The 22,963-nt window shown below is 67.8% G+C and carries 21 protein-coding genes; 10 read left to right on the forward strand and 11 right to left on the reverse strand.

Translation table 11 applies throughout. From position 1 onward, the window contains the following. Window positions 1–36: 36 nt before the first annotated feature. From IZR01_RS05040 to IZR01_RS05055, 4 genes are all read left to right on the forward strand, one after another. A complete protein-coding gene (locus IZR01_RS05040; protein WP_194923059.1) occupies window positions 37–657 on the forward strand; it encodes a PadR family transcriptional regulator in 621 nt (206 codons plus the stop codon). A 213-nt stretch (window positions 658–870) separates the two neighbouring features. Beyond that, complete coding sequence (locus IZR01_RS05045; protein ID WP_194923060.1) at window positions 871–1,767, forward strand: LysR family transcriptional regulator; 897 nt, start codon at window positions 871–873, stop codon at window positions 1,765–1,767. Window positions 1,768–1,870: 103 nt separating this feature from the next. Further along, window positions 1,871–3,295: a class I adenylate-forming enzyme family protein gene (locus tag IZR01_RS05050; RefSeq protein ID WP_194923061.1), complete on the forward strand. Its 1,425-nt coding sequence runs from the start codon at window positions 1,871–1,873 to the stop codon at window positions 3,293–3,295. A 46-nt stretch (window positions 3,296–3,341) separates the two neighbouring features. Then, a complete protein-coding gene (locus IZR01_RS05055) occupies window positions 3,342–3,623 on the forward strand; it encodes an acyl carrier protein (protein WP_194896233.1) in 282 nt (93 codons plus the stop codon). Between the two features lie 78 nt (window positions 3,624–3,701). Here the strand turns inward: IZR01_RS05055 and IZR01_RS05060 are convergent, their stop codons facing one another. The 4 genes from IZR01_RS05060 to IZR01_RS05075 all read right to left on the reverse strand — a co-directional run bounded on the left by IZR01_RS05060 (window position 3,702) and on the right by IZR01_RS05075 (window position 6,859). After that, complete coding sequence (locus tag IZR01_RS05060) at window positions 3,702–4,208, reverse strand: cation:proton antiporter (protein WP_228555109.1); 507 nt, start codon at window positions 4,206–4,208, stop codon at window positions 3,702–3,704. 284 nt (window positions 4,209–4,492) lie between these two features. Continuing rightward, on the reverse strand, window positions 4,493–5,956 hold the full coding sequence (locus IZR01_RS05065; protein WP_194923063.1) for an NAD(P)/FAD-dependent oxidoreductase: 1,464 nt from the start codon (window positions 5,954–5,956) through the stop codon (window positions 4,493–4,495). 49 nt (window positions 5,957–6,005) lie between these two features. Beyond that, window positions 6,006–6,410, reverse strand: coding sequence for a MaoC/PaaZ C-terminal domain-containing protein (locus tag IZR01_RS05070; protein ID WP_194923064.1), 405 nt, complete (start codon window positions 6,408–6,410; stop codon window positions 6,006–6,008). A 2-nt stretch (window positions 6,411–6,412) separates the two neighbouring features. Beyond that, a complete protein-coding gene (locus IZR01_RS05075; protein WP_194923065.1) occupies window positions 6,413–6,859 on the reverse strand; it encodes a MaoC family dehydratase N-terminal domain-containing protein in 447 nt (148 codons plus the stop codon). Between the two features lie 345 nt (window positions 6,860–7,204). Here IZR01_RS05075 and IZR01_RS05080 point away from each other — a divergent pair, with 345 nt between their 5' ends. Then, on the forward strand, window positions 7,205–8,113 hold the full coding sequence (locus IZR01_RS05080; RefSeq protein WP_194923066.1) for a LysR family transcriptional regulator: 909 nt from the start codon (window positions 7,205–7,207) through the stop codon (window positions 8,111–8,113). Here IZR01_RS05080 and IZR01_RS05085 read toward each other — a convergent pair. The 4 genes from IZR01_RS05085 to hppD form a co-directional block, all read right to left on the reverse strand. Beyond that, complete coding sequence (locus tag IZR01_RS05085; protein WP_194923067.1) at window positions 8,110–9,669, reverse strand: aminotransferase class I/II-fold pyridoxal phosphate-dependent enzyme; 1,560 nt, start codon at window positions 9,667–9,669, stop codon at window positions 8,110–8,112. The two genes, IZR01_RS05080 and IZR01_RS05085, sit on opposite strands and share 4 nt — an antisense overlap. Continuing rightward, on the reverse strand, window positions 9,653–10,630 hold the full coding sequence (gene lipP1, locus IZR01_RS05090; protein WP_194896240.1) for a LipP1 family hormone-sensitive lipase: 978 nt from the start codon (window positions 10,628–10,630) through the stop codon (window positions 9,653–9,655). The genes IZR01_RS05085 and lipP1 overlap by 17 nt, the downstream gene beginning before the upstream one ends. Window positions 10,631–10,637: 7 nt before the next feature. Further along, window positions 10,638–11,546, reverse strand: coding sequence for a phytanoyl-CoA dioxygenase family protein (locus tag IZR01_RS05095; protein WP_194896241.1), 909 nt, complete (start codon window positions 11,544–11,546; stop codon window positions 10,638–10,640). Between the two features lie 72 nt (window positions 11,547–11,618). Further along, on the reverse strand, window positions 11,619–12,677 hold the full coding sequence (gene hppD, locus IZR01_RS05100) for a 4-hydroxyphenylpyruvate dioxygenase (RefSeq protein ID WP_194923068.1): 1,059 nt from the start codon (window positions 12,675–12,677) through the stop codon (window positions 11,619–11,621). Window positions 12,678–12,878: 201 nt separating this feature from the next. On the opposite strand from hppD, the gene IZR01_RS05105 reads away from it, so the two are divergent. From IZR01_RS05105 to IZR01_RS05115, 3 genes are read left to right on the forward strand one after another with little or no spacing between them, the layout of a single operon-like run. Then, window positions 12,879–14,132, forward strand: coding sequence for a beta-ketoacyl-[acyl-carrier-protein] synthase family protein (locus IZR01_RS05105; RefSeq protein ID WP_194923069.1), 1,254 nt, complete (start codon window positions 12,879–12,881; stop codon window positions 14,130–14,132). Between the two features lie 30 nt (window positions 14,133–14,162). After that, a complete protein-coding gene (locus IZR01_RS05110; RefSeq protein ID WP_194923070.1) occupies window positions 14,163–16,058 on the forward strand; it encodes an acyl-CoA dehydrogenase family protein in 1,896 nt (631 codons plus the stop codon). Window positions 16,059–16,060: 2 nt separating this feature from the next. Next, a complete protein-coding gene (locus IZR01_RS05115; protein ID WP_194896245.1) occupies window positions 16,061–16,525 on the forward strand; it encodes an acyl-CoA thioesterase in 465 nt (154 codons plus the stop codon). 245 nt (window positions 16,526–16,770) lie between these two features. Here the strand turns inward: IZR01_RS05115 and IZR01_RS05120 are convergent, their stop codons facing one another. After that, window positions 16,771–16,974: a hypothetical protein gene (locus IZR01_RS05120; protein ID WP_194923071.1), complete on the reverse strand. Its 204-nt coding sequence runs from the start codon at window positions 16,972–16,974 to the stop codon at window positions 16,771–16,773. A 223-nt stretch (window positions 16,975–17,197) separates the two neighbouring features. Between IZR01_RS05120 and IZR01_RS05125 the strand changes: the two genes are divergently transcribed. Next, complete coding sequence (locus tag IZR01_RS05125) at window positions 17,198–20,050, forward strand: AfsR/SARP family transcriptional regulator (RefSeq protein WP_194923072.1); 2,853 nt, start codon at window positions 17,198–17,200, stop codon at window positions 20,048–20,050. Between the two features lie 40 nt (window positions 20,051–20,090). Here the strand turns inward: IZR01_RS05125 and IZR01_RS05130 are convergent, their stop codons facing one another. Then, a complete protein-coding gene (locus IZR01_RS05130; RefSeq protein ID WP_194923073.1) occupies window positions 20,091–20,780 on the reverse strand; it encodes a helix-turn-helix transcriptional regulator in 690 nt (229 codons plus the stop codon). 178 nt (window positions 20,781–20,958) lie between these two features. On the opposite strand from IZR01_RS05130, the gene IZR01_RS05135 reads away from it, so the two are divergent. Beyond that, window positions 20,959–21,372 (forward strand): nuclear transport factor 2 family protein, encoded by a 414-nt coding sequence (locus tag IZR01_RS05135; protein ID WP_194923074.1) that lies wholly within the window; start codon window positions 20,959–20,961, stop codon window positions 21,370–21,372. Window positions 21,373–21,503: 131 nt separating this feature from the next. Here IZR01_RS05135 and IZR01_RS05140 read toward each other — a convergent pair whose 3' ends face one another. Further along, window positions 21,504–22,625: a GntR family transcriptional regulator gene (locus IZR01_RS05140; RefSeq protein ID WP_323746918.1), complete on the reverse strand. Its 1,122-nt coding sequence runs from the start codon at window positions 22,623–22,625 to the stop codon at window positions 21,504–21,506. Window positions 22,626–22,963 lie beyond the last annotated feature (338 nt).

The following is a 22,963-nucleotide window of genomic DNA, read 5'->3' on the forward strand; positions in this document are numbered from 1 at the left end:
TAACGCATCCAGAGAGTGAGCGAGAGGAACCCGATCATGTATGGCGATGAGTACCGCAGGGGCGGCGGACACGGCGGCCGGGGCCGCGGCGAGGGCCGCGAGCGTTTCGAGCGTTCGGACCGTGGGTTCGGGGGACCGGACGGCGGATGGGGACGCCGAGGGGAGTCGCGCGGCCGCTGGGACGACGCCGGCGAGCTTCGCGGGGGGCGGGGCGGACGGGCCCGGCGCGGCGATGTGCGCGCGGCGGTCCTGGCCCTGCTGACCGAGCGCCCCATGCACGGCTACGAGATGATCCAGGAACTGGAGACCCGCACCGGCGGGTTGTGGCGTCCGAGCCCGGGTGCCCTCTATCCCGCCTTGCAGTTGTTGGAGGACGAGGGGAAGGTCACCGCGGACGCGTCCAGCGGCAAGCGGCTGCTGGAGCTGACCGAGGCCGGACGGGCCGCCGTGGCCGAGGCGCCGGACAACCGGCCGTGGGAGAACTTCGGCACCGGCGTGCCGGAGGCCCACCTGGCGCTGCGGGACGGTGTCCACCAGATCGGCACCGCGGCCCGCCAGGTCGCGCAGGTCGGCACCGAGGAGCAGAAGGCCAAGGCCACCACGATCCTCGTCGAGGCTCGCAAGGCCCTGTACAAGCTGCTCGCCGAGGATGCGTGAGCGCGCTGGACCGATGAATGCCGGATTCCGCAGCTCACAGACCAAGCGGAGATCGGAGCGGCAGCTGACTCCTTGCGGAGGCTGTCAGGTGCCTGCTTCGATTTTCCGCTCGTGGCCGCCGTAAATCAGTAGGCTCATGCGGCGGCACGGCAAATGAACCCGGATGCCTACAGAGGTTGATGGGGCATCATTTGTACACGTGAGGACTCGCGGATGGAACTGAAGACTCTTCGCTCCTTCATCGTGCTCGCGGAGGAGCTGCACTTCAGACGGGCCGCCGAGCGGCTGCATATCGCGCAGCCGGCGCTGAGTCAGCAGATCAAGCAACTCGAGCGGCAGCTCGGCATCGAGTTGTTCAGCCGCAGCAGCCGGTCGGTGGCGCTGACTCCGGCCGGTGCGGCTTTCCTGACAGAGGCGCTGCGGACGGTGGCCGCGGCGGACCGCGCTGTCGAGACGGCTCAATCGATAGCCCTCGGCGACGGTCCGCGGCTGGCCGTCGGCTTCCTGGCTCAGGCGGCCGCGGAGCACACGTCGACGATCCTCGCGGACTTCAAGCTGCGGCGTCCGGAGGCCGTCGTGCAGCTGCGGGCGCTGACCTTCGTGGACCACGTCTCGCAGGTGCGCACCGGTGGTGTGGACGTCGCCTTCATCCGGCCGCCCTACGCGCCTGAGGAATTGGCCGGCCTGACGACTGTTCCCCTCGGCACCGAGCCCCGGGTCGCCATTCTGCCGGCGGGACACGCGCTGGCCGGGCGTCGGTCGATCGCCTTCGCCGAGATCGCCGACGAGAAGTTCGTCCGGGCGCCCGACGAGGTCTCGCCGGTGTGGCGCGCGTACTGGCGGGGCGACGATCGGCGCGGCGGCCGACCGGCCGTCCTGAGCGATGAGACAGCCGCCTCGGTCGAGGAGATGCTGACCGTCGTCGCCGCCGAGCTGGCGATTTCCATCACCCATGCATCCGTCGGGCGCTTCTACGCGCGGCCGAACGTTCGCTTCGTCCCGATCACGGACCTCTCGTTCTCCACACTGGCTTTGGCCTGGCGTGCCGATGACCCCTCAGCTCTGGTCCAGGACTTCATCGAAGCGGCCCGGAAGGTGATGTCCGCATAGCCCACCGCGGATAGCTCACGGCTATGGGGACGGATATTGGCCTGGATCGACGGCGGAGCTCAGACTCCTTATAGGAGCCGTCAGTCGATCCGCGGGGGCATGAATGAGGCTGTCAACCACCGACTCGGCAGGATTGCCGACTGCGGACTGGGTCGACGAATTCCTGCTGAAAGGCCCCGCGCAGCAGATCTGCCTGCGACTGTCCGAACCCATCGACCGGGCGACACTGCGGCGGCTGGTGATCGAGCGGCAGTCCCGGCTTGTCGACGCCGGCCTGCGTGCCGGTGGCGCCGCGGCGCTGCGGCTCCCGCCGTCGGTTGGCTATCTGGTCGATCTGCTCGCCGTGTGGCGAACCGGTGCCCAGGCCGTGCTCCTCGATCACCGCCTGACCGACTACGAAGTCGATCAGGCATTGCGACGCCTGGTTCCGCAGGTGCTGGTACGCGCGCGGCGTACCGGCGGCGCGGCGTTGCAGGTCTTCTTCGATGTCGAGGAGGAGATCGTCCGGCTCGGCGCCGATCCGGCCGGCTCACAGCACGCTGTGATCCAGCTCAGCTCGGGTTCGACCGGCCCGGCGAAAGTGATCGGTCGCGGCGCTGCCGACCTGGTGGCCGAAGTGCGGCGCTATACCGGTATCGACGGGGTTCCGGTGCCCGGCGAGCGAGTCATCCTGCTGCCCTCGGTGGTCCACGTCCTGGGCCTGGTCGGCGGTCTGCTGTTCGGGTTGCACACCGGGGTGGAGTTGCAGCCGCCGAGCCGGCTCAGCGGTGAGGCCATCCTCCATGCTGTGTCGGCGCACGATACGCCGGCGACAGTGCTGGGAGTGCCCTTCCACGTCGGGTTGCTGACCTCGACTGACCAGACACGGCGGCTCGGGCAGCTCCGGCGGATGACGATCGGCGGCGAACCTGTTCCCGCGGTGACCGCCGGCGCCTTCGAGGACCGGTTCGGCGTCCCGCTGGGCAACATGTACGGCATGACCGAGACCGGTGTCATCGCCACCGATCTGCACGGCCGGCACCGGCCGGGCGTCATGCCCGCTCCCGGCATGCAGATTCGCGAAGTCGCGGGCGAGCTGTGGGTGAGTCGCCCCTCGTCTCCTTACGTCGGCGATTCGGAGAATCCCCGGTGGTCCGCCGGCTGGCTGCGGACCCGGGATGCCGGGCTCGTCGACCCGGACTCGGGGCTGGTGACGGTCCGCGGCCGGCTGGACTCGCAGGTTTCGGTCGGGGGCCTGAAGATCGACCTGACCGAGGTCGAGTGGGCGATCACGGCTCTGCCCGGGGTGGCGGCGGTGGTGGTGGTCCACGACGGGGAGATCACTGCGTATGTTCAGCCGGTCGGCGACATGACGGTCGATGCTTTCAACCAGGCGCTGGGGGAGCGGCTGGCCCGTTACAAGATGCCGCGAAAAGTGCGCATCCTCGACCAGCTGCCGCGGACGACCACGGGCAAGGTGGTGCGCGACCCGTCGGTGCTGCGCCAGGCGGCCGGTGCCGCGTTGCCCGGTCGATCACCGAGACGTTGAAGAACATTGACCCGGAGAAGAAGCCCGATCTCACCTTGGAGTAGCAATGAGCGAGGATATACGCACTGAGAAGCCGGTTCTGGCCCGAGCGGAAGTGATCGATATGCTCGCCGGCCTGACCGGGGGGCGGGATGACGAGGAGCGCTCCGAGCTCGTCGACTCCATGGAGATCGCCTGGCTGGCGCACAGTGTCGAGCAACGCTACGGACTGCCCGTCGATCTGACCGTCGAGCAACTCGCCGGTATCCGTACTGTGGCCGATGCCGCGGACGTTCTCGGCAAGGCCTTGGCCGCTGCCAGGCCGGCTGACGAAGGCGAAGGCCGTTAGAACACCGAATAACACCGAACGACGCCGAATGACGAAGGTGCCCCGGTCCCGCAGGACCGGGGCACCTTCGTCATTTCGTCATTTCGCAGCGTCGGCCATACGTTCGTCGATCAGGACCTCCGGCATGGCGGCCTCGCTCTCCATCCTCGCCACGGCGGATTTCAGCAAGGGCGGGGTCATCACGGAGGTGGAAATGGCGACCAACACGATGATGGTGTACGTGCTGACCGTCAGAATATGCTGCTGAAGCCCGACAGATGCGATGACCACCTCTACGACGCCTCGCGAGTTGAGACCGGTCCCCAGGGCCACGCCCTCCCAGTGACTCAGACGACTGAGCCGCGCACCGATGTAGGCCCCGCTGAACTTGCCGACGATCGCGACGGCCAGCACAGCGAGGGCGAAGAGCAGGACCGCCGGATCCTTCAGGGCGCTGAGTTGAACGCGCAGGCCGGCGTCGGCCAGGAACACCGGCGCCAGCACCGACATCGCCATCTCGCTCAGCGGTTCCAGCCGGGCTGACGCCGACCGGCCGGAAGACCCCACCAGGACGCCGACTGCGAAAGCGCCGAAAACTCCTTCCATGTTGGGAGACCGCGTCGAGGAGCTGGGTCTGCTGCGGCACCTGCGGGAAGACCCGCACGCTCACCCACGGTGCGAGGTTGCCGAGCACCGACGGTCCAAGCAGCACGCCGGCGAGTAGTTCACCGACGATCGGCGGCAGCCCCAGCCGGACTGCGAGCCGTCCCAGCAGAACCGCGGCCACGAGCAGCGTGGCGAGCGCGAACAGGAAGATCTGCATGCTCTCCCCGCCAAGTGGGGGTGGCAGACCGGCTCCCGCCGAAAGAGTGTCAGGGTGCGAAAGAGCGTCAGGGCGCGACGGAACCATGGCCCGCCTCGGAGCCCCCGCCGGCGGCCACCGTTTCCGGAACGAAGCCCGACGCCTCTTCCGGGCTGAATCGTTCGAGGCGCTTGCCGAACGCGACCTCCCACGGCAGCTGACAGGACGGACCCTGGAATTCCGGCCGCTCGACGACGTGCTCGCGGAATCTTTCGAACCCTCTGCGGTCCTCAAGCAGGGCGAAGAACCTGTTGTACTTGTCCTGGTTCTCGAAGAAGTCCCCGGCAAGCATGTAGTGGCCGACCGCCATAGCGCTCTCGTGCGCCTTGTGCACCTGCTTCTCCGCGCCGATGGCGGCCCAGGTCACCGCATGCGGATCGTAGAACAGCCGGATCATTCGGTGGACCAGGTGGTAGGCGCCGTCGACCGCCTCATAGGCCTTCGTCATCGCGGAGTCTTCGCCGTCGCGAGCCGGATCCTGGAGATGCTGATGCACGGCGTCCCCAACGAGGTACGCGGTCTTCATCGACAGGAACACTCCGCTGGAGAAGATCGGATCGATGAAGCCCCGGGCGTCACCGATCATCGCGTAGTTCGGACCGTGATGGTTGCGCACCTCGTAGGAGTAGTCGCCGTCGACCATGGTGGGCAGCGCCTGCGTAGTGTCTTCCAGTAGACCCGTGACGAACGGCGAAGCCCTCAGCTCGTCATGGAGCATCGCCGTCTTCCAGTCGTCATGGCCCTGCTCCAGCAGTTCGGCCCGCCGCCGGCGCAGGTACGAGTTCTGCATGACCACTCCGGCGGTGATCCGGTCGGGCCCCAGCGGGAAAATCCAGATCCAGCCCTTCTTCTCCTCGCCGATGTAGACGATCAGCGACGCGCCCTCTTCCAGCCCGCCGGCCATCCGTACGCCGGTGAAGTGCGACCAGACGGCTGTGCGATCCAGTTCGGGCCGCGGTTTGCGCCAGCCGAACTTGGTGCCGACGAAGGCGTCCCGCCCGCTCGCGTCCACCAGGAACCGGGCTCGGTGTTCGGCCTCGGTGCCGTCGCCGTCCCGGGTGCGGACGGTGACGTGGTCAGGTTGGTCCAGGCCGACGCCGGTGACCCGGTGTCGTTCCCGTACCTCCACCCCGAGACGGCGCGCGTTGTTCAGGAGGATCGTGTCCAGGCTCGCCCGGTCCACGTGGAAGGACAGGAACGACTCGTCCTTGATGACGTGGCTGAAACACCAGTTGGTGAATACGGCACCCTCCCGGTCGACGAACCGGACGCCGGGTTTGCGGACGAACGTCCTTGCCAGTTCGTCCCGGACGCCCAAGTCGTCGAAGAGCGGATAGCAGAAGGGAAGCATGGACTCGCCGACGTGATCGCGTGGGAACTCCTCCTTCTCAAGGAGGAGGACGCTGTGGCCGGCGCGGGTGAGTACGCTGCCCACCGTTGATCCGGCCGGACCTCCGCCGACGACTATCACGTCGTACTCGTCTGCCGCCATGAGCTGACTCCTTCTCAGATGTCGAAAGACAGCGATCGGTATGCCGGGATCACGCGTCGCGGGTCACGGCGCCGGACCCCCGGCCCAGGACTCGTTGCCCGGCGGAAGTCGCGGAGATCTCGATCCGGGTGTGGCCTTCGGCAGTCGGGTTCTGTACGACCCCTGACACGACCACTTCGGCGCCGGTCTCGTCATCGGGCACCGCGACGGGTTTGCTGAAACGAACCTCGTACTCGACCAGCCCGGCGGGATCGCCGGTCCACTCCACCAGTGCCTGCGCGGCCAACGCCATCGTGAACATGCCGTGCGCGATGACTCCTGGCAGGTCGTTCTCCGCGGCCGTCCGGTCGTTCCAATGGATCGGGTTGAAGTCACCGGACGCTCCCGCGTACCTGACCAGATCGGCACGGGTGATCCGGAAGCTGCGCTCTGGCAGTTCGGTGTCCTTGTCCATGGTCACTTCTCCCCGCGGACGACCAGGCGCGACCAGACCGTCACGACCGGCTCGTCCTGAGTCGTGCGGACGTCGGTACGGATGAGCAGGAACTCGTGGCCGCCCCTGGCGGTGAGCTCCTCGATGCCGGCCTCGCACACGAGAGTGTCTCCGGCGTACACCGGGCGGAAGTAGCGGAACTTCTGCTCGCCGTGGACCACCCGCCCCTCGTCGATACCGAGCTCGGGATCGTCCAGGACCAGGCGGTTCGCACGCATACTCAGCACGATCGGGAACGTCGGCGGGGCGACGATGTCCGGATGGCCCGACGCGCGGGCCGCGCTCTGATCGCGGTAGGCGGGGTGACCGGCACCGATGGCGTCCGCGAATTCGCGGATCTTTTCGCGCCCGACCTCATATGGCTCTGTCGGCGGATAGCTGCGACCGGTTAATGACGGGTTCAGAGGCATGACTAATTACCTACCGGGAGTGTGGATCGGAGAGAGCAGGAAATGGCGCGACAGAAGGTCGGCTGTCTTAGCTTCAGCAGACTACAGCGCGGCGGGAAAGCCATGACGGCCGTCGCTATATCTATCGCGATAACCGCGACGCCTCGGAGACTCGGCGGCGCTCGTCGTCTCGTCGCCGTCCCGGACAGTGGTGCGGTGCTTGGTGGTCTCCAGCTGTAAGCATCCGTACACGGCCCGCTAGGATCGGATATCCATTGAGAAGAACGAGGCCTACATCGATACGCGTTGGCTATCCATGCCGTCCGAGGACGTTCTCCGGGATAGGTGCTCGCATACGGTCGATCAATGGACGTGCATCTCCGAGATCTGCGCTATTTCGTCACCGTCGCCGAGGAACAGAGTTTCACCCGTGCCGCCGAGCGGCTCTACATGTCGCAGCCGGCCCTGAGCAAGCAGATCCGCCAACTAGAGTTGACTATGCAGGTCACCTTGTTACACCGGGACTCTCAGGGAACCGCGTTGACTGCCGCCGGCTCCATGCTGCTGCCCGCGGCCCGGCAGGTACTCGAAAGGTGGGACAACGCCTCTCCCGAGGTACTCGCTGCCGGCGCGAGCGAACGTCGAGTGCTCCGCGTCGGCTTGCAGAGCAGCGTCGGACGCGGGCTCTACCCGGCGCTGCTCGACCGTTTCTCGCGACTGCAACCGGACTGGCGCATCGAGCTGAGGGTGCGTGGCTGGACCGAACCGTGTGCCGGCCTGGCGAAAAGAGACGTCGATGTCGCGCTGGTCTGGTTGCCGGTTCCGGCGGGCGTCAGGACCCGGATCCTGTTGAGTGAGCCACGCTGGGTGGCCCTGCCCAGTGGACACCACCTGGCCGATGAGGCCGCGGTGGACTTCGCGGCGCTGCTCGACGAACCGTTCATCGCGTTGCCGCGATCGGCGGGCCAGGCCCGGGAGTTCTGGCTGGCCGGCTGCGAGCGGGCCGGCAAGCCGCCGCACATCGCGTTGGAGGCCGCGAATACCGATGAGTCGTTCGAGGCCATCGCGGCCGGGTTGGGAGTGCGCCTGCTGGCGGCGGGCGACGCGGCGATATACGCCAGGCCCGGGATCGCTTTCAGCGCCGTGCGCGATCTGCCCGAATGCCAGCTGGCCGTGGCCTGGCGGCAGGACGACCGGCGTCCGGAAGTCCGCAACTTCGCGATGGCGTGCGCCCAGGCCGCCGCCGCGATCGTCGCGCTGTCCACGGGCGGTTAGGCCGGCAGTCCCTTCTCCTCCAGTTTCGCGACGATGTCCGGTAGCCCCAGCATCTCGGCGAGCTCGTCGTCGGTGATCTCGACGCCGAGCGCGTCGGCGAGGGCGTCGACCAGTTCCAGCAGCGTGAGGGAGTCCAGTGCCAGATCGTCGAAGGTCGCCGCCGGGGTGACCGTCTCGGGCGCGATGTTGAACCGTACCGACAGAACGTCGACCACTGCGTCGTACGTCTTGCTCACTTCGTCTCCTCGGTTGCGTGTGTCAGGGTTGGAAATCCGCTCGGTGATGAAAGCGGCCAGCCGCCGGACGCCCTCGACGATCTTCGCCGGCTCCAGATAGCTACAGGACAATCGGAGCTGGTACTCGCCGCCGCCGTCCGGATAGAACTGGTTCATCGGGGTCCAGATCACCTTGTTGTGCTGTGCACAGCGATCGAGCGCGGCTTCGTCGGCCGGGAAGGGAACGGTCAGCGCGACGAAGAATCCGCCGTCCGGCCGGTTCCAGCTGACGCCGAGCTCGGTGGCGCGCTCCGGCGGGAACTGTCGGGCCAGCTCGCTGAGAAGGACCGTGAGGTTGTCGCGATAGAAGCTGATCGCGGCGCGGTTGGCCTCCCGCAGGCGGCAGTCGGCGGCCAGCAGCATGCCGCCGATGACCGCCTGGCTCAGCGCCGGGGTGTTGACCGTCACCATGCTCTTGATCTTGGCCAGCTCGCCGGCCAGCGGCCTCCGGGTTCCGTCGGTGTCCGTCACCAGCTGGTCGGCGACGACGTACCCCACTCGGGCACCGGGAAAGCAGGTCTTGGCGAACGATCCCAGATACAGCACGCGCCGGTCCTGATCCAGGGACTTGAGCGTCGCACGTGGCTCGCCGTCGAGGGCGAACAAACCATATGGATTGTCCTCCAGGATGTAGAGATCCTGTTCCTCGGCGACTCGGAGCAGTTGAGCGCGATCGGCGGCCGGCATGCTCCGGCCGGAGGGGTTGGCGAAATCCGGCACCACATAGCAAGCCCGCGCACGCTTACCCTGCGCGCGCAGCAGCACTGCCGCCTCTCGCACCGCTTCAGGCCGAAGCCCGTCCTCCGTCTCGGGTACCGACAGCACCTCGATGTCGAGCAGCCGCGCCGCGCCCGTGATCCCGACATAGCTGGGTGCGCCGACCAGCAGTACGTCCGTCTGTGCGGCGAACAGGGCCCGCAGCACGAGCAGCATCGCTTCCTGGGCGCCGACCGTGAGAACGATCGACTCAGCCGAGGCGTGGATCTTCTCGTCATTGAGAATGGTCCGCGATACCAGGGCATTGATATGGCCGCTGGTGCGTCCGTACTGGAACAGGTTGGTTCGTATCTGCTGTGCGTCGTAGCCGAGTTCCTCGCGCAGATACTCGACATAGACGTCGAGGTAGCGAGCGATCTCGGATACCTCGGACCACCCCTCGTACGGTCTGCCGGGTGCGAACGAGATCGACTCCGGATAGCGCAACGTGACTTCGTTGAGCAGGTTCATCGCGTCCAGTACGGGGTCGCGCAGCGATGCGTGCAGCTCACCGGTGGCCAACACGACCAAGCACCTCCGATTCGCTCCAACGCGCGCGAAGCCATGCCGCCGCCTGCTCCTGTGCGTCGCGGGCCGCGTCGACCGCGCCGGACATCGCGAAGAACCCGTGCACCATCCCCTGGTAGCGGGTCGACTCCACGCGGACCCCCGCCTGGGACAGAACCCGTGCGTACTGCTCACCCTCGTCGCGGATCGGGTCGTGCTCCGCCGTCAGCACCAAGGCCGGCGGCAGCGCGCGATGGTCGGCGGCGCGCAGCGGAGAGGCCAGCGGGTCGGCACCGTCCTCGGGGCGGCGCAGATAGTGCTGCCAGTACCAGCGCACAGAGGTCTGATTGAAGAAGTAGGGGTCTGTGTTCTCGCGCATGGACGGGGTGTCGGCGCCGAAGTCGGTATTGGGATACACCAGCAGCTGGCCGATCAAGGACGGCCCACCCGCGTCGCGGGCCCGCAGCGAGACGGCGGCCGCCAGGTTGCCGCCCGCGCTGTCGCCGCCGACGACGAGCCGGGTCGGATCGGCGTCGATGTCCGCGAAGTGTCGGGCCACCCAGCCGGCGGCGGCGTGACAGTCCTCGACCGCGGCCGGGAACTTGTGCTCGGGGGCCAGCCGGTAGCCGACGCAGATCGTCAGACAGCCCGCGGCGTTGGTGAGGCGCCGGCAGATCGCGTCGGCGGTGTCGACGGATCCCAGTGTCCAGCCCCCGCCGAAGAAGTACAGCAACGTCGGCAGTGGGCCGGGGCCTCCCGGGTAGTAGAGACGGATCGTCAGGTCGCCGCCGGGGCCGGGAATCGTCCGCTCGCCGATGTGCGCCACCGGTTCCGGCGGGGCGGCCAATCGACGTTGCGACGCCAGGTCGGCGGTCCGGGCCTGACTGACCGTCATCTCGTATAAGGCTGGCGTACGCTCCTGCATGCGCTGGGCGCGCAAGGCACGTACCTGTGGGTCGAGACCCGTCTCAGTGGACATCTTCGTACTACCGCGGCGCGCGCCATAGGACGGGGCAGAAATCCGGGTCCGCATAGTCCGGAAGGCCGCGTTCGGTCCTGCGCACCACCGTGTCGTGGTTGTACTCGACCATCGTGCCGTCCGGCTGGCGGAACGACTGGTAGGCGTTGTCCCCATCCTGGAGGTGCAAGGAGACGGCCCGGCGCGGCCGGTCGGCCAGGTTGGGGCCACTGCCGTGATAGGTGCGGCAGTGGTGGAAACTCATGTGCCCCTTCGGGATGGTCATCGGCATCTTGTGAACCTCGGCGTTGTTGAACTCGGCGTTCTCGGCCAGGCGCCGGTCCAGATCCCCGTGATCCCGCTGGGCGAAGTGCTGAGCGGTGCTGGCGTCGTCGCCGACCTCCTTCCACAGCTGGCTGCCGTCGACCATGGTGATCGTGCCCATCCGCACGTCGCAGTCGTGGAAGGGGATGAACGCGGTGAGCATCCGATCGGAGGTACAGGTCCGCCAGTAGTGCTTGTCGAAGTGCCACGGCACCACGTTGGTCCGGTCATCGGGCCGTGGCGGCTTGTAGATCAGCGTCGACTGGAAGATCCGGACCTCGTCTGCTTCGGCAAGGCGTGCGGCCACCGCGCCGATGATCGGTTTGTTCAGGATCCGTCCGATGTCATCGCTCAGATAGTGGACGTAGTCGTTGTGGCGCTGGACGTCACCGTCCGCCGGCCGCCAGTCGGCCAGACGACGCGGACGGGCCGGCAGCTCCCGGTCGCGCTGCCCGGAGTAGAACCGCTCGCTCGCCTCCACCAGGGCGTCGATCTCGTCGTCCGAGAACAGCTTGCGGGACAGGTACCAGCCGCGTTGCAGGTAGCTTGCGACCTCGGCCTCTGTTGGCAGCAGATGCTCTTCTCCCACCACGGTGAACGCGTCCTTCGACATGTGTCCCCCCTTCCGGGATTTACCGATGACTGATGAGTCTTCATGAATTCGATGTCTCTTTGATGCGAGGGCTTACTTGCGGGCGACCGCCTCGTAGAGCGCCTTGATGTTTCCGCTGCCGAAGGTCTGTGCACCATGGCGATCGATGAGTTCGAAGAAGAGCGTGCGGCGGGTGTGCATGGAACGGGTGAATATCTGGAAGATGTGGCCCCAGGAATCCCGGTCCGCGAGCACATCGGTCTCGCGCAGCGTTTCGATCGGCAGGCTGATATCGCCGAGCCGTTCGGGCAGGCGGTCGTAGTAGCTGTCCGGCGTTTCGAGGAACTCCACACCCTGGCTCCGCAACCGCGGCACCGCCGAGAGGATGTCCTGGGTGAGGAAGGCCAGATGCTGGACGCCCGCGCCGCCGTGGGCTTCGAGGAACTCGTCGATCTGACCGGGCTGCCGGCTCGTGTCCGGCTCGATCAAGGTGAAGGTGGCCTTGCCCGATGTGCTCTGGACCACTTGCGAATTCATTGCCTGGCCGCCTACTTCGATGTGTTCCTCGAAGATCCGCGAGAACCCGAGCACATCCCGGTGGTAGTCGACGGTGTCCGTCAGTGAGCCGGACGGCAGGCACACCGCTATGTGATCCAGCGTCCTCAAGGGGGCACCGGTCGGGTCCTGCCCCGTGGCGTCCACCGTGGCGTCCACCGGCGTCAACCCCGGCAGGAGGGTCTCGCCCGAGCCGTCACGGGTCACGAACCGGTAGTCGACGTCGCCGAACCCGGAGACCGCCGCGGTCACCAGTCCGTCGGCGATCTGCTCGGCGGGCTGTTCCGACGCCCTGGAGCCGGCCTCGACCGCCTCGGAGAAGGCCAGGGCCGCATCGCTCGTTTCGAATGCGACGACCGCGACGCCGTCCCCGTGGCGGGCGACGTACTGCGCGGCTGGATGATCCGCTGTGAGGCCGGTGGTCAACAGGATCCGGATATCGCCCTGGCCCAGCAGCATCGATCGCTGACCGGGCAGCCCGGTCTCGGGACCGCCTTGGCCGCAGGTTCTGAATCCGAACGCGGTACGGAGAAAGAAAGCAGTCTGCAATACGTCCCCGACATAGAACTCCACATGATCGATTCCCTCGATCTTCACCGCAAGCCTCCTAGGTGGAAGCTTGAGCCGGGTGATCCGGCGCCCTTTGACGCTCCACGCTGATCACCAGACTCCGGTCGCGCCGTCCGACTGTCCAAGACACACAGCCATAGCCATCGGCTATCAGGGTGCGTATTGGCCTTCGACAATGAGCGCCGTGCATCGTTGCTCCAGGACTTCATCGAGGAGGGCGACAGGCATATGGCTGATCCCACGGGGAGCGGCAGAGCAGCTACGCCGGCTTTCGCCGCTGTGGTCACCGGTATCGGGCTGGTCACTCCGGCGGGTATAGGCGTGTCTGAGAACTGGAAGCGTGTCGTCGCCGGGATTCCGACCGCCGCAATCCGCGCTGAGCTCGCGGACTGCGCTCTGAGCATGGCTTGCCGAGTGCCGGACTTCCCGCCTGATACCCCCGGGCTGCGACGCGGCTGGCAGTTCGACCCCTTCACCCAGTTCGCCGTCACAGCGGCCTACGAGGCCCTGGCGAGAGCCGGATTAGATCCGGATGCCTGGCCGGACAGCACTCGCGTGGCCGTGGTGCTCGGATCGGGATCCGGCGGCGCGGCGACGATGGAGGAACAGATCGTCAGGCTGCGCCGGGGTGGGCCGAACCGGGTCTCACCGCTGACGCTGCCGATGGGTCTGGCCAACATGGCCGCGGGCCAGATCGCCATCGAGTTCGGTACGCAGGGCCCGTGCCTGGCTCCCAGCACCGCGTGCGCGTCCGGTGCGACGGCGATCGGCATCGGCCGGGACTTGCTGCGCACCGGCGCGGCGGACATCGTGATCGCGGGCGGAGCGGATGCCTGCATCACGCCGATGTATATATCGGCACTGTTTCGCATGGGCGCCCTGTCGAAGCGTACCGACGACCCGGAAACCGCGTCCCGGCCTTTCGACGCCGACCGCGACGGCATGGTGCTCGGCGAAGGCGCCGGCGTGCTCGTCCTGGAGTCCGAAGAGCACGCCCGGGAGCGAGGAGCCAGGCCCCTCGCGCGGGTCGCCGGTTTCGGCGCCTCCGCTGACGCGCACCATGTCACCTCTCCGCATCCCGAAGGCCGCGGCGCGAAGCTGGCCATGCGAAACGCCCTCGCCGACGCCGGGCTGGGCGCCGGTGACATCGACTACGTCAACGCACACGGGACGTCCACCCCACTCAACGACTCCATCGAGGCCAACGCGATCCACGCGGTACTCGGCCCGGATGTCGCGGTGAGTTCCACCAAGGGCGTCACGGGCCATCCGCTCGGCGCGGCCGGTGCGATCGAGGCCGCGTACGCGGTGCTGGCAATCCTGGACGGCATCATTCCGCCCACCGCGAACCTGACCAAGCCAGACCCGGTCATGGAGGTCGACCTCGTCCACACCGGTGCCCGGTACGGCCCGGTGGACGTGGTGATGAGCAATTCCTTCGGATTCGGTGGCCAGAACGCCACGCTCCTGATCACCGCATGACCCGACGGCGAACACTACGAAGGGAAACCGATGACCTCCGATACGGGTCTGCGGCCCGCGCCCCCGGCCGGGCCGGACCGGGACAGCGACCATGACCGCGACCGTGACAGCGCGGATCTGACTCGGCTGCTGTATGACGGAACGTATGCCGGCGTGCACGAAGACATCCGGGCGTTGCTGTTCGACCCGATCTTCGATCACCGCCGCGATCTGACTTCGAACGAGGCCGGCCGACTGGCCTACCGGCGCGGCCGGTTCGTGCACGGCCGATTGGAACGGCCCGCCGACGTGCTCCGCGACCCGCGGCGCCTGTTCGCTCTCACCGAGTGGACCACGTTGCTGGACATCTCGACCTTCCCCGTGCTGGCGGTCCACTACAACCTCTGCTTCGGCACGCTGATCGAGCACAGCGCCGGCCGCGACGACGTCGCCGACTACATCGAGGAACTGGACAGCCTCAGCTCGTTCGGCCCTTACATGGCCACCGAGCTCGGCTACGGCAACAACGTCGCGGCACTGCGAACCGAGGCTGTCTACGACAACGAGACGAACACATTCGTGCTGAACACGCCGGATGTGCCGGCTCAAAAACACATGCCGTACAGCGGGTTCACCGACATCCCGAAGCTCGCCGTCGTCATGGCCCGCCTGAAGTCGGCCGGCCAGGACTACGGTGTCTTCCCCTTCATGGTCAGGATCAGCGGCTCGGACGGGCCGGCTGAGGGTGTTCGGGCCGCCTTGTGCCCGGAGAAGCCCGCGATGGGTCTGGACAACGGTCTGACCTGGTTCGACCATGTTCGGATCCCGCGGCGGAGTCTGCTCACCGGAGACCTGGGCGAGTTCACCGAGGATGGTGTGTTCCACCCGTCCGTAGCCAATCCGCGCAAGCGATTCCTGCGGGCCATGAGCCGGAACCAGCCGGGCCGAATCTGCGTGTCCGCCGCTTCAGTCTCACTGGGCCGGGCCAGCGTCTACATCGCGTTGCGCTACGCGCTCCAGCGGGTGACCAACGCTCCTGGCCGTAACGACATGCCGGTCATTGAATACCGCAGCCACCAATTGCCGCTGTTCACCGCGCTGGCGAAGGTCTACGCGATGACCTTCTTGGTGAACCGGACCAAGCGCGAGTACGTAGCCCGGCGCGGTGTCGTCGACACCGATCTCAGTAACCTGATCTCCATCACCAAGGCGCTGACGACCTGGGAGATGAGTGACGTCGCGGCCGTGTGCCGCGAACGGTGCGGTGCGCAAGGCATGTTCAGCGTCAACCGGATCGTCGACTACGGGATCTTCCTGCAGAGCGCGGTCACTGCCGAAGGCGACAGCCAGGTACTGCTGGCCGCCACCGCGGGCCAGGAGATCGCCCGGTCCGGTGGCGAACTCACACCACAGACACCGGATCCACGAGGCCGCGACATCCGGGATCCGGCCCTGCAACTGGAATGCATCCGATACCGAGCGCACTGGCTTCGGCAGGCGGTCCGTGAGGCGATGCACGCCGATCGGCGAGAGCCGTACTTCGATTCCTGGAACCGCAACGTCAACGACGCCTTGGCGATGGCCCGCCTCGAAGGTGTCGCGGCGGCGCTGGAGTGCGCCCTCGCCGCAGCAGACGACGCTCGAACCACTGCGGTAAGCCAGGCGCTGCGTTTGCTCGCCGCACTCTACGGTCTCCACGAAATCCAGCGCGACGCCGGCTGGTACCTGGCGCGCGGTGCCCTCGACGCCGCTCAGGTCGAAGCGATTCCGGCCGCCGCTGACGGTCTCTGCGAAACCCTGCGACCACAGATCCCGATGCTCATCGACGGATTCCAGCTGTCGCCGCAGTTGCTTCGCGCACCCATCGCCGCTGACGACTACGTGACCGCCTACAACGAGCTGACCGGTCCCGGCCAGCCGGAACCGATCGAAGAAGGAGCCGAATAGCCATGGCCCGACACCTTTACCGCTGCCCGCTGCGCTGGGCCGACATGGACATGTACGGCATCATCAACAACGTGGCCTACCTGCGTTATCTGGAAGAAGCGCGGCGCGACCTCATGGCGCCGCTGGCGATCGTCGACGATGAGAACCCTTTGTTCCGCGGCGACCCGGTTGTCATAAGCCACACGATCGACTACAAGCGGCCGCTTATTTATCGGCCCCGGCCGGTCGACGTGGAAACCTGGGTGTCGCAGATCCAGACGGCCATGGTCACCATCGACTACCAGGTCAAGGACGGCGACCAGCTCTGCGCCACAGCCTCGACCGTCATCGCGCCGTTCAACCATGACGCCGGCCGGGCCAGGCGGCTCACCGCCGACGAGCGGGCATTGCTGGAGAAGTACCTTGAGGCGTCCGCGCAGCCGGAAGCCGTGGCATCGCGTTCGGGTTCGGGGACGGTCAGGAAGTAGTCGGTGCTTATAGCCGACGGCGCGGCGCCCCCGGCTGGTTAGCCGGGGGCGCCGCGTTGTATCTGGACTTCTGCGATCGGATGGCAGTGCCCTGTTACGGCACGGGCTCCACGTAGGTGTCCGGCGTGAACACTGGTTGGCTTCGGGTGGCCGGCCGGGGCGGCCAGGCGCCGCTACTGTGCCCTTGGCAGCCAGAGGCTGCGTGCCGTTTCGCGCCGGTACCCCCAGGAATCAATCGGTCTAGCTCAGGACGTCTGCGGGGCTTCTTCCTTGGCGCGCAGATACTGCTCGGCGGCTATCCGTGCGACGACGCCGTGCTCCCAGCACAGCCGACAGGCCACGCGTACTTGTGAGTCGTCACCGAGGACCCGTCCGGTGCCGGCACAGGCCGGGCAGGTGACGATGAGCGGCTTCATCTGGGTCTGGATCGGGTTCTTGTTCACTCGCATCAGGCTTCTCCTCGTCACTGTCGGTCTGGCCCCATCGAGGGCGGCACCGACCAGCGCCTTCAGAGTGCGCGTTCAGGATGCGAATCCGAGCGCAGCCATCGCGCAATCCGGATGGAAGCTCGGGCGGCAACGATCCGGTGAAAAGTGCGCGCAGAGGTGCGCAACGGCGTCTACTTGAACGGCAGGGACTGCTCGCGGGTATCGCGATGCTTCAGGGGGAGCGATGACGGAGTTCCGGCTACTGGGAGACATGCAGGCCTGGCACGCCGACCAACAGTTGGAGCTGGGCGGCCAGCAGCAGAAGTGCGTTCTGGCCGTGCTGCTGCTGCACCCGGGCCAGGCGGTGCCGACCAAGCGGATCGTGGCCTACGCCTGGCCCCCGGATCCCCCGAACACCGCCGAGAAGCTGGTCGCCGGCTATATCGCCAAGCTTCGCAAGATCCTGGAACCGGCGGGCGGCATCAGCTTGCGAAGCCGGCCGCCCGGCTACGTCGCCGAGGTGGACCCCGAGCTGATCGACGCCCACCGGTTCACCGCCCTGATCCACCAGGCCCGCACCGATCGCGAGGCCGCCGACGACGAACAGGCCGAGGCACACCTGCGCCGCGCCCTGGGCATGTGGCGCGGCATCCCGCTGGCCGACTTGGACAGTCCGTGGCTTCGCGACCGTGGCCTGGCCCTGGAACAGACCCGCCTCGACGCCTTGGAGGAGCTCGCCGAGATCGACCTGCGCGCAGACCGCGTCCGCGAGACGATCGGCATGCTGCGCGGCCCGCACGCCGACCATCCCGAACGCGAACGCCTCGCCGCCCTCCTGGTCCGCGCCTTGCACACCGCCGGCGAACCGGCCCAAGCAGCCCAGACGGCTGCCGCGGCCGTCCGCTCGGTGCGCGCGCTGGGTTTGGAGCCCGGCCGGGTGCTGCGCCAAGCCCAACAGGACGCCTTGACCAACCAGGCCCCGGGCAGACAAGCCCCGTCGGTCCAGGGCCGTCATCAGGGCCGGCATCAGCTGCCGACGCCGACCCGAGCGTTCACCGGACGTGCCGAGGAACTCCAGCGCCTCACCGACACGGCCCAGGCCGTATCCGAGGGATCGGTCGGAACAGTGGTGATCACCGCGATCGACGGGATGGGCGGCATCGGCAAGACGTCGCTCGCCCTGCGCGCGGCGCACGACATCGGCGACCGCTTCCCGGACGGACAACTCTTCATCGACCTCCAGGGATACACCGACGGCCTCGACCCGCTCACCGCCGACCAAGCGCTCCACTCGGTCCTGAGCTCCCTCGGCGTACCGTCTCAGCGCATTCCCGCGGATCCTCAGGCGCGTGCCGCGTTCTACCGGGACCGGCTCGCCGGAACCAGAACATTGATCATCCTGGACAACGCTCTCAACACCGCCCAGGTCAAACCCCTGCTTCCCAGCTCCGCCGGCTGCCTCGTGGTGATCACCAGCCGCGGGCGGCTGACCGGATTGGACGACGCCGAGAACCTTCCGCTGGATGTACTGACCGAAGCGGACGCGACGGCGCTGTTCCACAAGATCGCCGGACCAGGCCGAGTCCCCGCCGACGATCCCATGCTGCCCGAGGTCCTCGCCCTGTGCGGCTTCCTGCCGCTGGCCATCAGGATCATCGCCGCCCGGCTGCGCCACCGCCGAGCCCTGCGGACAGACCACCTCGCGCAACAGCTTCGCGACGAACACGGCCGCCTGGGCCACCTCCAGGACGACGACCGCAGCCTGGCGGCCGCGTTCGAGCTGTCCTTCCGCCACCTTCCGGTCGCGGAGCAGAACCTGTTCCGGCACCTGGGGCTGGTTCCGGGGCCCGACTTCGATACCTACGCCGCCGCTAACCTCGCCGACACCGACCTGGAGACCGCCGAACGACTGCTGGACTCCCTGCTCGATCAGAACCTGCTCGTCCAGCGCACCCCGGGCCGCTACCGCTTCCACGACCTCGTGCGTCTCTACGCGCGAACGCTCGTCCCCGGGCCCGCCGCCGACGCCACTCTCGCCGCGCTACCGGAGGGCGGCGGAAGCAACACAGCCACCGGGCCACTGGAGCGACTCCTCGACTACTACGTTCACACCGCATACGCCGCGGACGGGCTGGTGAACCCACGCCGCGTGGCAGTGGACATCGGCGTGCCGGACGCGGGCTACCTCGCTCCCGCACTGTTCGACTTGAACGCGGCGCTCGCGTGGTTCGACGCCGAATACGCCGGCCTCCTCGCCGCGCAACAGGCCGCGGCGATTCGCGGCTGGCATTCCGCCGTGTGGCGGCTGGCCTGGATGATGAACAACTTCCAGCTGCGCAGAGGGCACCTCCGAGACCAGGTCACCTGTTGGCAGGTCGCGGTGGCGGCCGTCGAGCGGCTGGGCGACTCCAGTCTGTTGTCACCGTCCCACCGGTTCCTGGGCATGGCCCACGCCCGCGTGGGCGCTCACACCGAGGCCCTCGGCCATTTGGAGCAGGCTCTCGACTTCGCCGGGCACCATGGCGACGTCGGTCACGAGGCCCGCGCGCACAACGCACTCGTGGTGGTGTGGTCGGAGAAGGGCGACGATGAGCGGGCATTGACCCATGCCACGCAAGCCCTGCGCTTGTACCGGACCCTCGGCGAACTGCCCTTGGTGGCGACCGCCCTCAACGCGGTCGGATGGTGCGCTCTCCGGCTCGGGCGCTATGACGAAGCCCGCGCAGCCTCCGAGCAGGCGTTGGTCATATGCGTGGAGAGCAACGACCGCCATGGCGAGTCGGCGAACCTGGATACCCTGGGCTCAGTCGCCCAGGGCCTCGGCGAGTACAGCCGCGCGCTCGACTACTTCAGCCAGGCACAGGTCTTGACCCACGAACTAGGCAACACCTACCAAGAAGCCGGCGTCCTCGACCGGCTCGCCCAGGCGCACGCAGCCCTCGGCCGGAGCAGTGAGGCCCGCAGCGCATGGCGACAGGCCCTGTCCCTCTATCAATCCCAACACCGGCGCGCTGATGTCGACCGTGTCGAAAGCCGGCTCGCCGCCTTCGACGAGGTAGCCGAGGAGAGACCGACCTTGCGTGTCCGGGGTGGCTGAAGAGACGAAGCGACCACCGCTGATCCTGGTGATCGCGACGTCAACTCAAGATCCTGCGGTTGTCGCGTGCCCCAGCGAAGGCCCTGGTCGTGTCGAACGAATCCCCGGTGTCGGCCGCGGCCAGCAGCAGCGCCAGATGGAACCGGCTGCGCGCCCCGTACTTCTCCATCAGGTCCGCGACCGTGTAGGTGATGGTGCGCCGACTCAGGCCCAGCTGCTCGGCCACGCTCTGGTCGGTGCGGCCCTCGGCGAGCAGCGTCACCACGGCGCGCTCCCTGGCCGACAGCCCCGCCGGCCATCGCATCGGCTCAGCCGCCTGCCCCCACAGTCGCTGGTACGTCTCGACCAGGGCGCGCACCAGCGGCTTGGCGGTGATCTGCCAGACCCCCTTCAGCGGATCCTCCGGGTCGACGGGCGTCATGACGATCGCCCGGTCGATGATGACCATCTTGGCCGGCAGGGTCGGCAGGATCCGATGCTCGGCGCCGGCGGCGAGCAGGCGCACGTCATGGCCCGACGGAGCCGACCCCAGCCAGCGCGTACGCACATCCGGCGGCACCGGGAGCGTCCCCAGCACCGGGCGCTGGGCCGACGCGGGAACCATGACCAGCCGCTCGCTGCGTTCGACGGAGACGATCTCGGCGAACCGGGCCACCACGGCATCGGCCCCGAACAGCGGGCACACACCGCGCCCGGCCCGCAGCGACTTCAGCCACGCCACCTCAGACATCGCCGGCCACCCCCTGACGTCCCACCCCGTGAATCCGCATCCTGCCCCAGAAAACCGAGCGGTGCCAACGCGGGGCGGACACCGTTGCGACTTTGCGCAACAACGAGGCGGGAGTGATGCGCGCCCCCGCTGCGCCCCGCATGGTTCCTTTCATCCGCCAGTTCTGAAAGGACACCTCATGAACTACGACCTGCGAACCCTGGCCGACCGCGCCGAGCTGCACGACCTGCTGCTGCATTTGGGCCGGGCCCTGGACGAGCACCGCTTCGACGACCTGAAAGACGTTCTGACGCCGGACGCCACCGGCACGACCCGCAACGGGACCGGGTCCGGCCGCGACGTCCTGATCGCCCAGATCGAGGCCGGCAACAAGGACCACACCCGCCTGCTCCACCGGCTCAGCAGCGTGCTGATCGAGGTCGACGGCGACACCGCGACGATCCGCGCCTCCATCACCGCCCTGTCCGGCCATGCCGACAGTCTCGTGCCGACCTCCCGCCGCTACGGGCTGGCCCGTACCAAGGCCGTCCGGACGCCTGACGGTTGGCGGATCAGCGAGCTGAACGTCGAGCCGGTATTCGTAGTGGAGTAATAGCGCTGGGACCTACGACCTATGCGGCGCCGGCTCGTCCAGGTACAGATACGCCCGCTGATAGACCCTGGGCCGGGCCGGTGGTCGGATCGTCGCCGAAGCGCGGGCCGATCAGCAGCTCCGGAACCGGTTCAGCCGGCCCCGCACGACTTGCGCACGGTGATGTCCGGCCGCAGCAGGATCTGCCGGCGGGCGAGGTCCGGCTGCTTGAGCCGTTGGAAGAGCAGTTCGGCGGCTGTGTGCCCGATCAGGCGCTTCGGTGGGGACACGGCGGTGAGGGGGACCTCCGGTATGTCCGCGATCTCGTCGTCGTAGGCCACCAGCGCCAGATCGGCCGGGATGCGCAGGCCGATGCGGCGGGCCGCCGAGACGAGCAGGCCGGCTTGGCGGTCCCCGAAACACAGCGCCGCGGTGCAGCCCGCGGTGAGCAGGTGTCGCAGGCAGCGGTCCGCGGTGGCCGGTCCCCACTCCTCCAGCAGGCCTCGGAACTCCGTCGGGGGGCAGTCGATTTCCGCGACGGCCTGGCGGTAGCCGCTGGTCACGGGGGCGGCCGTCGGGCTGGGGGAGCGCAGCGCCAGCCCGATATTCCGGTGCCCCAGCGCGGCCAGATGGCGCACCGCCGCGTAGGCACCGGCCTCGTGGTGGGTGCACACGTGCTCGGTGGGGTCGTCCAGTGTCCCTCCCCGGCGCTCCATGAGGACGGCCGGGACAGGGAGCTCGCTCAGGCGGCGCAGATAGGCGCCCGCGGGTTCCGGTCCGGAGAGCGTCGGGGCGATCAGGAGTCCGTCGACGCGTGCGTCCAGCATCTCCTGGACCAGCTTGGCCTCGACGTCCTGCCGATAGTCCGAGCAGGCCAGGTGCATCCGGGCCCCGATCGCGGCCCGGGCGTCCTCGATACCCCGCAGCACCCGCGGGTAGTAGAACGTGCCGTGCGGGACGATCACGCCTATCAACGCCGGCCGGGTGCTGTCCGGGGCGGCGGTGCGTACATACGTCCCGGAACCCTGGCGGCGCACCACCAAGCTCTCAGCGACCAGGTCGTCGACGGCACGGCGAACCGTACTGATCGATACCGAGCAGCCCCGGGCCAGGTCTCGCTCGGTGGGCAGCCGGCTGCCGGGCCGGTACGCGCCCCCGAGGATCTCCTCGCGCAGCCGATCGGCGATCACCTGGAACTTGGGCTCGTGGGCAGGCGCCGTCATCGGCGCGCGCCGGCCCGCAGCCGCGTCGACCGTCTGATTCAGACCGTTCACTGCCCGTCCTCCCCGCTGCCGACGCGAGCTCACTGACCTGGCCCGATCGGTCCGCCGGCGGCAGAGACCAAGGGGGTGGGGCCATGGTCTGTTCCGGTGCTCCGGGTGTCAATCGGTCGGGGACGATATGAATCGGGGATGAATTCCCGGCGGTCATCGGGGGCCTGCTCGGACCTCATCTCATCGAGACAACGCCGCGGAGGCATCCGTCGCTAGTGCGGTGGCCGGATTGGTTCACCGGGTTGGTGGTGTGGTCACCTGTTGGACGAGAGTCGGGTGCGGAGGTCGCCGGTCGTGTACGGGGTTTAAAGGCGTTGTTGAGAAATCGGCAGATTTCG

It is taken from the genome of Catenulispora pinisilvae, assembly GCF_015356865.1.
Lineage (GTDB): Bacteria > Actinomycetota > Actinomycetes > Streptomycetales > Catenulisporaceae > Catenulispora > Catenulispora pinisilvae.